The organism is Pseudomonas sp. (genome assembly GCF_049300855.1).
Taxonomy (GTDB): domain Bacteria; phylum Pseudomonadota; class Gammaproteobacteria; order Pseudomonadales; family Pseudomonadaceae; genus Aquipseudomonas.
Genome location: NZ_JBAQKH010000054.1, coordinates 190,429 through 205,262 on the forward strand (window position 1 = coordinate 190,429; position 14,834 = coordinate 205,262).

A 14,834-nucleotide genomic window follows, 5' to 3' on the forward strand; every position below is an offset into this window, starting at 1 on the left:
GCTAAACACTCATTCCTGCGACGTGAAGCGTTCTCAGGATGACCATGAATTGTTCGAGAGTTCTGTCGATGACCAATCCTGCCCTGATTGATGAACTGAAGACCCTGGTCGAGCCTGGCAAGGTCCTGACCGACGCCGACTCCCTGAACGCGTACGGCAAGGATTGGACCAAGCACTTCGCCCCGGCGCCCAGTGCCATCGTGTTTCCCAAGACCATCGAGCAGGTGCAGGCCGTGGTCCGTTGGGCCAACACGCACAAGGTTGCGCTGGTGCCATCGGGCGGGCGCACCGGGCTTTCCGCCGCTGCGGTGGCGGCGAATGGCGAGGTGGTTGTCTCGTTCGATTACATGAATAAGATTCTCGACGTGAACCTCACCGACCGCACCGCCGTTTGTCAGCCGGGTGTGGTCACCGAGCATTTGCAGAACGTCGCCGAAGAAAAAGGTCTGTACTACCCGGTCGACTTCGCCTCGGCAGGTTCCAGTCAAATTGGCGGCAATATCGGCACCAATGCCGGTGGGATCAAGGTGATTCGCTACGGCATGACCCGTAACTGGGTCGCCGGCATGAAAGTTGTCACCGGCAAAGGTGATGTGCTGGAGCTGAACAAAGACCTGATCAAGAACGCCACCGGTTACGACTTGCGTCAGCTGTTCATCGGCGCTGAAGGCACCCTCGGTTTCGTCGTCGAAGCGACCATGCGCCTCGATCGTGCGCCGAAAAACCTCACCGCGATGGTCCTCGGCACCGCCGATTTCGACTCGATCATGCCGGTGCTGCACGCCTTCCAGGGCAAGCTCGACCTGACCGCGTTCGAGTTCTTCTCCGACAAGGCCCTGGCCAAAGTCATGGGCCGTGGCGACGTACCGGCGCCGTTCGAAACCGATTGCCCGTTCTATGCCTTGCTGGAATTCGAAGCGACCACCGAAGAAGTGGCCAACAGCGCCCTGGAAACCTTTGAGCATTGCGTCGAACAGGGCTGGGTGCTGGACGGCGTAATGAGCCAGAGCGAAACCCAACTGCAGAATCTGTGGAAACTGCGCGAATACATTTCCGAAACCATCTCGCACTGGACGCCGTACAAGAACGACATCTCGGTCACCGTGTCGAAAGTGCCGGCATTTCTTAAGGAAATCGACGCGATCGTCGGTGAACACTACCCGGATTTTGAAATCGTCTGGTTCGGCCACATCGGCGACGGCAACCTGCACTTGAACATCCTCAAGCCGGATAACCTGAGCAAGGACGAGTTCTTCGCCAAGTGTGCAACCGTCAACAAGTGGGTGTTCGAAACCGTCGAGAAGTACAACGGTTCGATCTCCGCCGAACACGGCGTGGGCATGACCAAACGCGATTATTTGACCTACAGCCGTTCCCCGGTCGAAATCGAGTACATGAAAGCGGTGAAAGCGGTGTTCGACCCGAACGGCATCATGAACCCGGGCAAGATTTTCGCGGTTTGATCGACAATCTTTGATGAATCAATGAAGGCAGGAGTCGGTAAATGAGCTATCAGCACCAGTACGTCGACGGCACGCGCATCCACTTCCCGATCGGGAAAGTCGTGTGCATTGGCCGCAATTACGCCGAACACGCCAAGGAACTGGACAACCCGGTGCCTACCGAGCCGTTGCTGTTCATCAAGCCGGGCAGTTGCGTGGTTGAGCTGGAAGGCGGTTTCGCCATTCCGACCGAGCGCGGTTCGGTGCACTACGAAGCGGAAATCGCCGTGTTGATCGGCAAGCCATTGTCGACCAAACCGAGCCGTGAAGAAGTGCTCGACGCCATCTCCGGTTTCGCCCCGGCGCTGGACCTGACCCTGCGCGACAAACAGGCCGAGCTGAAAGCCAAAGGCCTGCCTTGGGAAATCGCCAAGTCGTTCGACGGCGCGGCGGTGCTTGCCCCGTTCGTGGTCGGCAGCACCTTCGCTGACCTGACCGACATCGGCATTCGCCTGACCATCAACGGCGAAGTCCGCCAGGACGGCAACAGCAGCGCGATGCTCAACCCGATCGTGCCGATGATCCAGCACATGGCCGGCTGCTTCTCGCTGCAGGCCGGTGACGTCATCCTCACTGGCACGCCGGTGGGTGTTGGCCCGCTGAACGTTGGCGATGACATCGTCCTCGAACTGGTCGGCGCGAGCAGCTTCACCAGCAGCGTGCGCTAACCGCCACACTGCAAATCCCCTGTGGGAGCGAGCTTGCTCGCGAAAGCATTTTGTCAGTCAGCAAAGATGTCGACTGACACTCTGCCTTCGCGAGCAAGCTCGCTCCCACATTGTTTTGTGCTGCCCTGAAGATCGCTGGCAACACACGACAATCCCGCCATTTGCCGTTTTTTTCACATCCTGTACGGATAATTCCTCTCATTCTGGCGTCTGAGCCGGCCTCTTTGTGCTATTACCCTTAGCCTGAATTTTCGGAACGCGTCCCTCGATGTCATCTCAAACTCAGCTCAAGCCCACTCGCCGTTCACGTTTCGCCCTGCGTTGGTATGTCTGGCTCTTGCTGGTGATTGCCGCCGCTTATGCCTTGGCGTTTGCCATGCATTGGGATGATCGCGGTGTGCTCTGGGTGCAGGAGCGCTTTGAGAGCCAGGCCGAGCAGAAAGAAAGCATCTGGCTGCCGGATTATCGGGTGGTAATCGACGCCAAACCGCTGACGGGCATGGACAAGGACGAGGCTTCGGATCTGTCGTACAACCCGCAGACCAAAACGCTGTTTTCGGTGATGGGCAAAAACCCGTTTCTCGCCGAGCTGACGGTACAGGGCGATGTGCTGCGCAAGATGCCGCTGGTGGGCTGGAGCAATCCGGAAGGCCTGACCGTCATGGAAAATGGCTTGATGGCGATTGTCGATGAGCGCCAGCACCTGCTGTCGATCGTCAAGGTCGACGCCGACACCCGCGAATTGAACATCGCCGACTTCCCGAAATACGATCTCGGCCCGTCGAAAGACCAGAATAAAGCCTTCGAAGCCATCACCTGGGACTCGCACAACCAGCAACTGCTGCTGGGCGAGGAGCGACCGCCGGCGCTGTTCACCTGGAAAAGCGATGGCAGCCAGACCCTCAAGGGCGACAAGCAAAAGCTCGCCAGTGATGAATTGGATATTCGCAATCTCTCGGCTTTGGCGATTGACCCGCGCACGCGGCACACGCTGGTGCTGTCCGCTGATTCCCACCTGTTGCTGGAGCTGGACGAGAAGGGCGAGCAAGTCAGCTTCATGACCCTGCTCGGCGGCTTCAACGGTTTGAAGAACACCATCCCCCGCGCCGAAGGCGTGACCATGGACGAGGCGGGCACGCTGTACATGGTCAGCGAGCCGAACCTGTTCTATCGCTTCGAAAAACAGCAATAACTGTCCTCGCGGCAATTTCAGACAAGTCTGATTGTCCTGACAGGCAAGTGGCCATTAAGCTTCAGTTCAGACGGGCGTGATATTTCATCCGCCTGTTTTGATTCCGAGCCTGCCCGAATGCGTCGACTTGCCCGTCCCAAGCCTCTGATTATTCTCCTCTCGGTGATTGCCTTGATCGCGCTGATAGCGATCGGCCAATACATGCGTTTGTTCGAGCGCGCCTGGTTCAATCTGCACACCCTGTGGCAGACGCAGAGCAGTGAGTCCATTGCTCTGGACCAATATCGGGTCGAGATCGAGGCGCGGGTCATCGAAGGGCTGGACGACGATGTTTCAGCACTGACCCTCGATCCGGTGCGCAAAAGCCTGTTCACCGTGACCAACAAGAATTCCGAACTGGTCGAACTGTCGCTCGACGGCAAGATCCTGCGACGCATCGCCCTGATTGGTTTTGGCGATCCGGAAGCCGTCGAGTACATCAGCGCTGACACCTACGTGATCACTGACGAGCGTCAGCAGCGGCTGATCAAGATTCACCTGGAAGCAGACACCACATTCCTCGACGCGGCGGACGCCGAGCAGATGACCCTCGGCGTGCATATGGCCAGCAACAAGGGCTTCGAAGGCCTGGCGTACGACTCGGTGGGCAAGCGCCTGTTTGTTGCGAAGGAGCGCAATCCGATGCTGATTTACGAAGTGCACGGCTTTCCGCACTTCAATCCGGAGAAGTCCTACGCGGTGCACGTGATCAACGACCCCAAGCGCGATGCCGGGATGTTTGTGCGCGATCTGTCGAGCTTGCAATACGACGAGCGCAGCGGCCATTTATTGGCGCTGTCGGATGAGTCGCGATTGATTCTGGAGTTGGATGTTGACGGGCGGCCGTTGAGCACGATGTCCATCAGCGGCGGGCGGCAGGGTTTGAAAAAGACCGTACCGCAGGCGGAAGGCATTGCGATGGATGATGACGGGACGTTGTATCTGGTGAGTGAGCCGAATCTGTTTTACGTCTTCAAAAAACCTGCACAGCCCTAACTCACACCACAAAACACTGTGGGAGCGAGCTTGCTCGCGAAGGCGTCGTGTCAGCCAATGAAGATGTTGGCTGAACTGGCGCATTCGCGAGCAAGCTCGCTCCCACAGGTTTATTCGTCTGCCCACAAATATGTGGGTGACTGGGCTTATTCAGCCTTGAGGGTTTTCACGCCTTCAGGGGTGCCCAGCAACAGCAGGTCCGCCGGACGCGCCGCGAACAAACCGTTGGTGACCACGCCGACGATCGCATTGATCTGCGCTTCCAGTTCCACCGGGTTGGTGATCTGCAGGTTGAACACGTCGAGGATGATGTTGCCGTTGTCGGTCAGCACGCCTTCGCGGTAAACCGGGTCGCCGCCCAGTTTCACCAATTGACGAGCAACGTGGCTGCGCGCCATCGGGATCACTTCGACCGGCAGCGGGAATTCGCCCAGCACCGGCACCAGTTTGCTGGCGTCGGCGATGCAGATGAAGGTCTTGGCCACGGCCGCGACGATCTTCTCGCGGGTCAGTGCGGCGCCACCGCCCTTGATCAGGTTCAGGTGCGCATCGCTTTCGTCGGCGCCGTCGACGTAGAACTCCAGGTCGCTGACGGTGTTCAGCTCATACACCGGAATCCCGTGGCCCTTCAGGCGCGCGGCGGTGGCTTCGGAGCTGGCAACCGCACCATCGAACGCACCCTTGTGCTGGGCCAGGGCATCGATGAAGCAGTTGGCGGTGGAGCCGGTGCCGACCCCGACGATGCTCTTGTCGTCGAGTTTCGGAAGGATGAAGTCGACGGCGGCCTGAGCCACTGCCTGTTTGAGTTGATCCTGGGTCATGCGGGCTCCGGAAGCGGGCAAGGGGAGAACGGAAAGGCCGGCATTATAGCCGCAAGCGCGGCTAAAACCTCTGGATTCGTGTGGTCGTGCGGGCAAAAGCCGGGTTAGACTCCTCGGTCCCGCTCAACCGCTCAGTGATGCTTTCCGATGCTCGAACAGTACGTCAAAAAGATCCTCACCTCGCGCGTTTATGACGTTGCCGTAGAAACCCCGCTGCAGAACGCCGGCCAGCTCTCCGAGCGGCTGGGCAACGACATTTGGCTCAAGCGTGAAGACTTGCAGCCAGTGTTCTCGTTCAAGATTCGCGGCGCCTACAACAAGCTGACGCAACTGAGCGATGAAGAGCGCGCCCGTGGCGTGGTCACCGCGTCGGCGGGCAACCACGCGCAAGGTCTGGCCCTGGCGGCGAAAGTGCTGGGCGTGAAAGCGACCATCGTCATGCCCAAGACCACTCCGGAAATCAAAGTCGAAGGCGTGCGTTCGCGCGGCGGCAAAGTGGTGCTGCACGGTGATTCGTTCCCGGAGGCCCTGGCCTACTCGCTGAAACTGGTCGATGAAAAAGGTTACGTCTACATCCACCCGTACGACGATCCGCACACCATTGCCGGGCAGGGCACCGTGGCGATGGAAATTCTGCGCCAGCACCCGCAGCCGCTGGACGCGATTTTCGTGCCGGTCGGTGGCGGCGGTCTGATCGCCGGCATCGCTGCGTACGTGAAATACCTGCGCCCGGACATCAAAGTCATCGGCGTCGAGCCGGACGACTCCAACTGCCTGCAAGCGGCGATGGCTGCGGGTGAGCGCGTGGTGTTGCCGACCGTGGGCATCTTCGCCGACGGCGTGGCGGTGGCGCAGATCGGCCAGCACACCTTCGACATCTGCAAAGACTATGTCGATGAAGTGATCACCGTCAGCACCGACGAGATCTGCGCGGCGATCAAGGATATCTACGACGATACCCGCTCGATCACCGAGCCTGCCGGCGCGTTGGGCGTGGCCGGGATCAAGAAGTACGTCGAGTTGCGCGGCGTCAGTGGCCAGACCTTCGTCGCCATCGACTCCGGCGCCAACGTCAACTTCGACCGCTTGCGCCACGTCGCCGAGCGCGCCGAGCTGGGTGAAGGCCGCGAAGCGATCATCGCCGTGACCATCCCCGAGAAGGCCGGCAGCTTCAAGGCGTTCTGCGAAGCCATCGGCAAGCGCCAGATCACCGAATTCAACTATCGCTACAACACCGGCAGCGAAGCACACATCTTCGTTGGCGTGCAGACTCACCCGGAAAATGACCCGCGCAGTGCGTTGCTCGCGAGCCTCACCGAACAAGGCTTCCCGGTGCTCGATCTGACCGACAACGAACTGGCCAAACTGCACATCCGCCACATGGTCGGCGGCCACGCGGCGCACGTGATTGATGAAGTGGTATTCCGCTTCGAATTCCCGGAGCGTCCCGGCGCGCTGTTCAACTTCCTTAATAAGCTGGGCGGGCGCTGGAACATCTCGATGTTCCACTACCGCAACCACGGCGCCGCCGATGGCCGCGTGGTCGCGGGCCTGCAAGTGCCGCACGACGAGCGTCATCTGGTGCCAGCGGCCCTTGAGGAAATCGGCTACCCGTACTGGGATGAAAGCGAGAACCCGGCCTATCAGCTGTTTCTCGGCTGAGCGGCTACGCTGATGGGCATGGCCCAAGGAAGAGAAATACATGGAAACCCTGACCACCCTGAAAGTCCTTCACGTCGCGGCGACGGTGGTGATCCTCGCGAGCGGGCTGGGGCTCGCCGCCCTGACCTGGCGTAATCGCAGTGAAGGGCCGGCCAGCACGATGCAGCGTCCCTGGCTGTTTATCTGGTGTTTGATGCTGATCGGTATGCTCAGCATGCCTTTCACCGGCTGGTGGCTGGTGCACCTGATTGGCTGGCCATTGGGGCAGTTCTGGATTCTGGGGTCCAGCGTGATCTACGCCGTGGCTACGTTGAGTGCAGTGTGGCTGTTGGTGCGGCTTAATCGGCTGTGGACTGGCGGGGTTGGTAACTGGAAATTCACCTTGGCGCTGGCGATTGTCAGCGGCATCGGATTTCTCGCCATTGCCGGGTTGATGGGGGCCAAGCCTGTTTAAGGCTTGAGACCGAGTTGACCCCATTCGCGAGCAAGCTCGCTCCCACATTGGATCTGTGTCGTTCACAAATACCTTGTGGGAGCGAGCTTGCTCGCGAAGGCGATATCAGCCGCGCAGGCTGATCACCGGCCAGCCACGCTTCTCGGCTTCAGCGCGCAGATTCGGATCCGGATCAACAGCCACCGGATTCGCCACCTGCTCCAGCAGCGGCAAATCATTCATCGAATCGCTATAGAAATAACTGTCGTCCAGCGAATACCCGGTCTCTTCCAGCCAACGATTGAGGCGCGTCACCTTGCCTTCACGGAAGCACGGAATATCAGTGCTGCGCCCGCTGTAACGACCATCGACCATTTCGCACTCGGTAGCGATCAGCGTCTCAACGCCAAGACGCACAGCAATCGGCGCGGTCACGAAGCGGTTGGTCGCGGTAATGATTACCAGTTTGTCGCCGGCGTCGCGGTGCTTTTTCAGCAGTTCCAGTGCCTGCGGCAACACGATCGGTTCGATGCAGTCGCGCATGTAATCGCTGTGCCATTGATCGAGCACGGCCATTTCGGTACGGCCGAGGATCTCCAGGCAGAAGTTCAGGTACGCGGCGTTATCCAGTTTGCCGGCCAGGTAATCCTGATAGAACTCGTCGTTGCGTGCTTTGTACGCAATCGGGTCGAGGAAGCCGCGTTCACACAGATAGTCGCCCCAGGCGTGATCGCTGTCGCCGCCCAGAAGGGTGTTGTCCAAATCGAAGAGTGCCAGGCGCATTGCAGTTACCCGCTGATAAGTCTGTAAAAAGGCGACAAGAATACGGTCTTTTCACAAGAGTGCACATAAGGTAGGAAGCTTCGTTGCCGCCTTATCAACCTTTGTGGAACAATGCGGCGACATGCGTTTGCGAGGTTGTTGCCGTGATCGACCCCGATGGTTTCCGCCCCAATGTCGGGATCATTCTGACGAATGACGCCGGCCAGGTGCTATGGGCTCGCCGTATCAATCAAGATGCCTGGCAGTTTCCGCAAGGGGGAATCAACCCTGAAGAGACGCCGGAAGACGCCTTGTACCGCGAGCTGAACGAAGAAGTTGGCCTGGAACGTGAAGATGTTGAAATACTGGCCTGTACTCGGGGCTGGTTGCGCTATCGTTTGCCGCAACGTCTGGTGCGTACGCACAGCCAACCGCTGTGCATCGGCCAGAAACAGAAATGGTTTCTCCTGCGCCTGATCTCCAACGAGCAGCGGGTGCGGATGGATTTGACCGGTAAACCGGAGTTCGATGGCTGGCGCTGGGTCAGCTATTGGTATCCGTTGGGCCAGGTGGTGACATTCAAGCGCGAGGTGTATCGCCGCGCCCTCAAAGAGCTTGCCCCGCGCCTTTTAGCGCGCGACTGACGACGGAGTTCGACCCCGAGCCATGCTCAATACGCTGCGCAAGATCGTCCAGGAAGTTAACTCCGCCAAGGATCTCAAGGCGGCGTTGGGGATTATTGTGTTGCGCGTCAAAGAGGCCATGGGCAGCCAGGTCTGCTCGGTCTACCTGCTTGATCCCGAGACCAACCGCTTCGTCCTGATGGCCACCGAGGGCTTGAACAAGCGCTCGATCGGCAAGGTCAGCATGGCACCCAACGAAGGTCTGGTCGGTCTGGTCGGCACGCGTGAAGAACCCCTGAACCTCGAAAACGCTTCGGTTCACCCGCGCTACCGCTACTTCGCCGAAACCGGTGAAGAGCGTTACGCCTCGTTCCTCGGAGCACCGATCATTCACCACCGCCGCGTCGTCGGCGTGTTGGTCATCCAGCAAAAAGAACGCCGCCAGTTCGACGAAGGCGAAGAAGCCTTCCTCGTGACCATGAGCGCGCAGCTCGCCGGGGTTATCGCCCACGCCGAGGCCACCGGATCGATCCGTGGTCTGGGCCGTCAGGGCAAAGGCATTCAGGAAGCCAAGTTCGTCGGCGTGCCGGGTTCACCGGGGGCAGCGGTCGGTACCGCGGTGGTCATGTTGCCGCCAGCGGACCTCGACGTGGTGCCGGACAAGACCGTTACCGACATCAATGCTGAACTGGCGCTGTTCAAGACCGCCATCGAAGGCGTGCGCGCCGACATGCGCGCGTTGTCCGCCAAGCTCGCGACCCAGTTGCGCCCGGAAGAGCGCGCGCTGTTCGACGTCTACCTGATGATGCTCGACGATGCCTCGCTGGGCAGCGAAATCACCACCGTGATCAAGACCGGCCAGTGGGCCCAGGGCGCGCTGCGCCAGGTGGTCACGGAACACGTCAACCGTTTCGAGCTGATGGACGACGCCTACCTGCGTGAGCGTGCCTCGGACGTCAAAGACCTCGGTCGCCGCCTGCTCGCCTATTTGCAGGAAGAGCGCCAGCAGAACCTGGTCTACCCGGAAAAAACCATTCTGGTCAGTGAAGAACTGACGCCGGCGATGCTCGGCGAGGTGCCGGAAGGCACGCTGGTCGGTCTGGTCTCGGTACTCGGTTCGGGTAACTCGCACGTTGCGATCCTTGCCCGCGCCATGGGCATTCCGACCGTCATGGGTCTGGTCGACCTGCCGTACGCCAAGGTCGACGGCATCGAAATGATCGTCGATGGCACACGCGGCGAGGTCTACACCAACCCGAGCGAAGTGCTGCGCAAGCAGTTCGCTGAAGTCGTCGAAGAAGAGAAACAACTGGCGCTGGGCCTCGACACCCTGCGTGACCTGCCGTGCGTGACCCTCGACGGCCACCGCATGCCGCTGTGGGTCAACACCGGTTTGCTCGCCGATGTGGCGCGGGCGCAGAAACGCGGCGCCGAAGGTGTTGGTCTGTACCGCACCGAAGTGCCGTTCATGATCAACCAGCGCTTCCCGAGCGAGAAAGAACAACTGGCGATCTACCGCGAGCAGCTCGCCGCGTTCCACCCGCTACCGGTGACCATGCGCAGCCTCGACATTGGTGGTGACAAGTCGCTGTCGTACTTCCCGATCAAGGAAGACAACCCGTTCCTCGGCTGGCGCGGCATTCGCGTCACCCTCGACCACCCGGAAATCTTCCTGGTGCAGACCCGCGCGATGCTCAAGGCCAGCGAAGGCCTGAATAATCTGCGGATTCTGCTGCCGATGATCTCCGGCACCCACGAACTCGAAGAAGCCCTGCACCTGATCCACCGGGCCTGGGGCGAAGTGCGCGACGAAGGCACCGACGTGCCGATGCCGCCGATTGGCGTGATGATCGAGATTCCGGCGGCGGTGTACCAGACCAAGGAACTGGCGCGGATGGTCGACTTCCTCTCGGTCGGCTCCAACGACTTGACCCAGTACCTGCTGGCGGTCGACCGCAACAACCCGCGTGTAGCTGATCTCTACGACTACCTGCACCCGGCGGTGCTGCAAGCCCTGCAAACCGTGGTGCGTGATGCGCATGCCGAAGGCAAACCGGTGAGCATCTGCGGCGAGATGGCCGGTGATCCGGCGGCGGCGGTGCTGTTGATGGCGATGGGTTTTGACAGTTTGTCGATGAACGCCACCAACTTGCCGAAAGTGAAGTGGATGTTGCGGCAGGTCAATCTGAGCAAGGCCAAGGATTTGTTGGCTGAGCTGATGACCATTGATAACCCGCAAGTTATCCACAGCTCGCTGCAATTGGCGCTGAAGAACCTTGGGTTGTCGAAGATCAATCCGCCGGCGGTGATCAAGGCCGTCTAAAGATCAAGAGCCCCTCACCCTAACCCTCTCCCGGAGGGAGAGGGGACTGATTGGGGGATGCTGCAGAGCTACGCCGACCTGAAAGTGCTTTGCTGAATCCATAATCGATTCGGTCTTTCAGGTCGATGTATGGCTCAAGACACCTCGGTCGGCTCCCTCTCCCCCCGGGAGAGGGCTGGGGTGAGGGTCAGCTCTTAGACGCAAAGCTCAACTTCCCCAAGATGCCCGCCATACGGCCCAAAACTCCGCTCGACCATCCGCCGCGTCCCATCCGCCTGCACCACCAACGCCGTACTCGCCCGCGTCCCGTAACTCTGGCTGGCGATAAACACACTCGACAACAATGACTCCGTTGCCAAACCCACACCGGTATCCGGCAGCTCGGCAAACGGCGCCGTTTGCGCATCACTCAATAACGCCAACAACCGCTCAGGCTGCGGATCATCCAGCACTGCACTCAACGCACCCCTGGCCTTGAGCAACTTCGGCCACGGCGTATCCAGCCCGGCATTCGACAACCCGTAGACACCCGATTCCAGCATCACCGGCTCCGACATCCGCGCATTGAAGTGCCACAGCTCATGGCTGTTGCCGAGCAGCAGGTTGAACCCGGCATATTCCGGCGCACGCCCGACCACATCGCTCAAATAATCATCGATCGACGCATCACCGGTGAGAAACCGTGCCACCAACTCCCCTCGCGACTTGCGCGCCGGTGGCTGATGCGGATCACGGATATTGGTCAGCGCCGCGAAGCGCCCGCTGGCGCCGATCCCCAGCCAGGTGCCACCGGCCTCAAGATCTCGTCCGGCATGCACATGCGGCGCCTCCGGCCACTGCGCCAAGGGCAGGCTCGGCCGGGCGTAAAACTCGTCACGGTTGGCCGCGACGATCAGCGGCTGGGCATGGCCCGGGCGCCAGGCGAAAACAATCAGGCACATAAGGTGGTCCTTGTGTGTTTTTTGCTCACTCTACGCATCCGGCGTCCGTGCATCCATCGCAAGTGGAGGAGAAGGGGGTGCATCCGTTACCATGCCGCTCCGGTTTTGCGGATGCGGTCTGGGGAGACGGTCATGGAATTTCTGCTCTATCTGGCGCTGGGCGCCTGTGCGGGCGTGCTGGCCGGGCTGTTTGGCGTCGGCGGCGGGATCATCATCGTGCCGGTGCTGGTGTTCAGTTTCACCTTGCAGGGCTTTGATCAGTCGATCCTCACCCATCTGGCGGTCGGGACGTCACTGGCGACGATCATCTTCACCTCGGTCAACGCCGTGCGTGAGCATCACCGTCGTGGCGCAGTGCGCTGGCCGATCTTCATGTGGATGGCCGTCGGCATCCTGCTCGGCGCCGGTTTCGGTGCCCTGACTGCCGAGGCGATTTCTGGCCCGCACCTGCAAAAGATCATCGGCGTGTTTGCCTTGATCATCTCGGTGCAACTGGCGCTGGACATCAAACCCAAGGCCAGCCGAACGGTGCCGGGCAAATTCGGTCTGACCGTGGCCGGCAGCATCATCGGTTGGGCCTCGGCGATTTTTGGCGTCGGTGGCGGCTCTTTGACTGTGCCGTTCCTGACCTGGCGCAGCGTACCGATGCAGCAAGCCGTGGCGACCTCATCGGCCTGCGGCCTGCCAATTGCCTTGGTCAGTGCATTAAGTTTCATGATTCTGGGGTGGCACGATCCGTTGTTGCCACCGCATAGTCTCGGTTTTGTGTATTTGCCGGCGTTGTTGGGCATCGCCCTGACCAGCATGGTTTTCGCCCGCATCGGCGCGCGTTTGGCGCATCGGTTGTCGCCGCGCTTGCTGAAACGGCTGTTCGCCGCTTTGCTGTTCAGCGTGGGTGTGAGCTTCCTGCTGTAACCGTCGCAATCCTGGCTTAATCCTGAGGTGGCAGCGTCGCCCGGGAATTTTGGTTTCAACTCTAACGAGGAGTCGCAATGCTGCCTTACCCGCAGATCGACCCGGTGGCCCTGGCCATCGGTCCGCTGAAAATCCACTGGTACGGTCTCATGTACCTCGTCGGCATCGGCGGTGCGTGGCTGCTGGCGTCGCGCCGGCTCAACCGTTTCGACCCGACCTGGACCAAGGAGAAACTCTCCGACATGGTCTTCTGGATGTCGATGGGCGTCATTGTCGGCGGGCGCCTGGGCTATGTGCTGTTCTACGATCTGAGCGCCTACCTGGCCAACCCGACGCTGATTTTCGAAGTGTGGAAGGGCGGCATGTCGTTCCACGGCGGTTTCATCGGCGTGATGCTCGCAGCCTTGTGGTTCGGCAAGCGCAATGGCAAGTCGTTCTTCCAGTTGATGGACTTCGTCGCACCGATGGTGCCGATCGGCCTAGGCGCCGGGCGCATCGGTAACTTCATCAACGCCGAGTTGTGGGGCAAGGCCACCGACGTGCCATGGGCCATGGTCTTCCCGCCGTTCAGCGATCCGGCGCAACTGCCGCGTCACCCCTCGCAGCTGTATCAGTTCGCGCTGGAAGGCGTGGCGCTGTTCCTGATCCTGTGGATTTTCTCGCGCAAGCCGCGTCCGACCATGGCCGTATCGGGCATGTTCGCGCTGTTCTACGGCATCTTCCGGTTCATCGTCGAATTCGTCCGCGTGCCGGATGCGCAGCTGGGCTACTTGGCCTGGAACTGGCTGACCATGGGCCAGGTGCTCTGCGTGCCGATGATCGTCGGCGGGCTGTTCCTGATCTGGCTGGCCTATCGTCGCGCACCGGCAGCACCGCTCGCGCCGACGGCTTAAACTACGAACCCCGGCGCGCGACGCCGGGGCTCAAAGGACACAGGTAACTCATGAAGCAATATCTCGAACTGGTCTCGCACGTCATTCAGAACGGCACCAAGCAGGCCAACCGCACCGGCATCAACACCATCAGTTTCCCGGGGGCGATGCTGCGTTTCGATCTGCAGGAAGGTTTTCCGGCGATCACCACGCGCAAAATGGCTTTCAAATCGGCCATCGGCGAGATGTGCGGGTTTCTCCGTGGCGTCAACAACGCCGCCGAATTCCGGGCGCTGGGCTGCAAGGTCTGGGACCAGAACGCCAACGAAAACGCGCAGTGGCTGGCCAACCCGTTCCGCCAGGGTGACGACGACCTCGGCGAAATCTACGGCGTGCAATGGCGCAAATGGCCGGCGTACAAGCAGATCCCGCTGAGCAACACCGCCGCCATCGAACAAACCTTGAGCAACGGCTACAAGCAGATCGCTCAGGGCGAAGAAGACGGCCAGGCTTACGTGGTGCTGTACAAAGCCATCGATCAGGTGCGCCAGTGCGTCGACACGATCATCAAAGATCCGGGCAGCCGCCGTATTCTGTTCCACGGCTGGAACGTCGCCCAGCTGGATGAAATGGCCCTGCCGCCGTGCCACCTGCTGTACCAGTTCCACCCGAATGTCGAGACCAAAGAGATTTCTCTGACCCTCTACATCCGCTCCAATGATCTGGGCCTGGGCACACCGTTCAACCTCACCGAAGGCGCCGCGCTGCTGAGCCTGATCGGTCGCCTCACCGGTTACACGCCGCGCTGGTTCACCTATTTCATCGGTGATGCGCACGTCTACGAGAACCACCTGGACATGCTCAACGAACAGCTCAAGCGCGAGCCGTTCGCCATGCCTAAGCTGAAGATCTCCGATCGCGTGCCGGAGTTTGCCAAGACGGGCGTGTATCAGCCGGAATGGCTGGAACTGGTCGAGCCGAGCGACTTCTCGCTGGAAGGTTACGAGCACCACGCGCCAATGACCGCGCCGATGGCGGTCTAGTCGGTAGGATCGTTCCCACGCTCTGCGTGGGAATGAATCCCG

Annotated in this window: 14 protein-coding genes; 11 read left to right on the plus strand and 3 right to left on the minus strand. The window is 60.3% G+C overall.

The features are described 5' to 3' along the window. The first annotated feature begins 68 nt into the window (after nt 1-68). From WA225_RS26105 to WA225_RS26120, 4 genes are all read left to right on the plus strand, one after another. The gene (locus WA225_RS26105) at nt 69-1,463 is read left to right on the plus strand and encodes an FAD-binding oxidoreductase (RefSeq protein ID WP_422610207.1); all 1,395 of its coding nucleotides are present in this window, start codon (nt 69-71) and stop codon (nt 1,461-1,463) included. Between the two features lie 41 nt (nt 1,464-1,504). Further along, nucleotides 1,505-2,170 (plus strand): fumarylacetoacetate hydrolase family protein, encoded by a 666-nt coding sequence (locus WA225_RS26110; protein WP_007913879.1) that lies wholly within the window; start codon nt 1,505-1,507, stop codon nt 2,168-2,170. A 268-nt stretch (nt 2,171-2,438) separates the two neighbouring features. Next, nucleotides 2,439-3,362, plus strand: coding sequence for an SdiA-regulated domain-containing protein (locus WA225_RS26115; RefSeq protein WP_422610208.1), 924 nt, complete (start codon nt 2,439-2,441; stop codon nt 3,360-3,362). A 117-nt stretch (nt 3,363-3,479) separates the two neighbouring features. Then, nucleotides 3,480-4,397, plus strand: a complete 918-nt coding sequence (locus WA225_RS26120) for an SdiA-regulated domain-containing protein (protein WP_422610209.1) — start codon at nt 3,480-3,482, stop codon at nt 4,395-4,397. 146 nt (nt 4,398-4,543) lie between these two features. Here the strand turns inward: WA225_RS26120 and rpiA are convergent, their stop codons facing one another. Next, the gene (gene rpiA / locus WA225_RS26125) at nt 4,544-5,218 is read right to left on the minus strand and encodes a ribose-5-phosphate isomerase RpiA (RefSeq protein ID WP_008088454.1); all 675 of its coding nucleotides are present in this window, start codon (nt 5,216-5,218) and stop codon (nt 4,544-4,546) included. Nucleotides 5,219-5,365: 147 nt separating this feature from the next. On the opposite strand from rpiA, the gene ilvA reads away from it, so the two are divergent. After that, nucleotides 5,366-6,880 (plus strand): threonine ammonia-lyase, biosynthetic, encoded by a 1,515-nt coding sequence (gene ilvA / locus WA225_RS26130; RefSeq protein WP_422610210.1) that lies wholly within the window; start codon nt 5,366-5,368, stop codon nt 6,878-6,880. Between the two features lie 40 nt (nt 6,881-6,920). Then, complete coding sequence (locus tag WA225_RS26135) at nt 6,921-7,334, plus strand: DUF2269 family protein (protein ID WP_422610211.1); 414 nt, start codon at nt 6,921-6,923, stop codon at nt 7,332-7,334. A 105-nt stretch (nt 7,335-7,439) separates the two neighbouring features. Here WA225_RS26135 and WA225_RS26140 read toward each other — a convergent pair whose 3' ends face one another. Next, nucleotides 7,440-8,096, minus strand: coding sequence for an HAD family hydrolase (locus WA225_RS26140; protein WP_236427434.1), 657 nt, complete (start codon nt 8,094-8,096; stop codon nt 7,440-7,442). Between the two features lie 143 nt (nt 8,097-8,239). Here WA225_RS26140 and WA225_RS26145 point away from each other — a divergent pair, with 143 nt between their 5' ends. Then, a complete protein-coding gene (locus WA225_RS26145) occupies nt 8,240-8,719 on the plus strand; it encodes an RNA pyrophosphohydrolase (protein WP_003229203.1) in 480 nt (159 codons plus the stop codon). A 22-nt stretch (nt 8,720-8,741) separates the two neighbouring features. Then, on the plus strand, nt 8,742-11,021 hold the full coding sequence (ptsP, locus tag WA225_RS26150; RefSeq protein ID WP_422610212.1) for a phosphoenolpyruvate--protein phosphotransferase: 2,280 nt from the start codon (nt 8,742-8,744) through the stop codon (nt 11,019-11,021). A gap of 194 nt (nt 11,022-11,215) precedes the next feature. Here the strand turns inward: ptsP and WA225_RS26155 are convergent, their stop codons facing one another. Then, the gene (locus WA225_RS26155) at nt 11,216-11,962 is read right to left on the minus strand and encodes an NRDE family protein (protein ID WP_422610213.1); all 747 of its coding nucleotides are present in this window, start codon (nt 11,960-11,962) and stop codon (nt 11,216-11,218) included. A gap of 132 nt (nt 11,963-12,094) precedes the next feature. Between WA225_RS26155 and WA225_RS26160 the strand changes: the two genes are divergently transcribed. From WA225_RS26160 to WA225_RS26170, 3 genes are all read left to right on the plus strand, one after another. Then, entirely contained in the window at nt 12,095-12,877 is a 783-nt protein-coding gene (locus tag WA225_RS26160) for a sulfite exporter TauE/SafE family protein (protein ID WP_102354900.1), read from the plus strand. Between the two features lie 77 nt (nt 12,878-12,954). Then, nucleotides 12,955-13,770 (plus strand): prolipoprotein diacylglyceryl transferase, encoded by an 816-nt coding sequence (gene lgt / locus WA225_RS26165; protein ID WP_016983202.1) that lies wholly within the window; start codon nt 12,955-12,957, stop codon nt 13,768-13,770. A 50-nt stretch (nt 13,771-13,820) separates the two neighbouring features. Continuing rightward, nucleotides 13,821-14,792 carry a thymidylate synthase gene (locus WA225_RS26170; RefSeq protein WP_008088441.1) on the plus strand — a complete coding sequence of 324 codons (972 nt, stop codon included), beginning with the start codon at nt 13,821-13,823 and terminating at the stop codon, nt 14,790-14,792. The last annotated feature ends 42 nt before the right edge of the window (nt 14,793-14,834 follow it).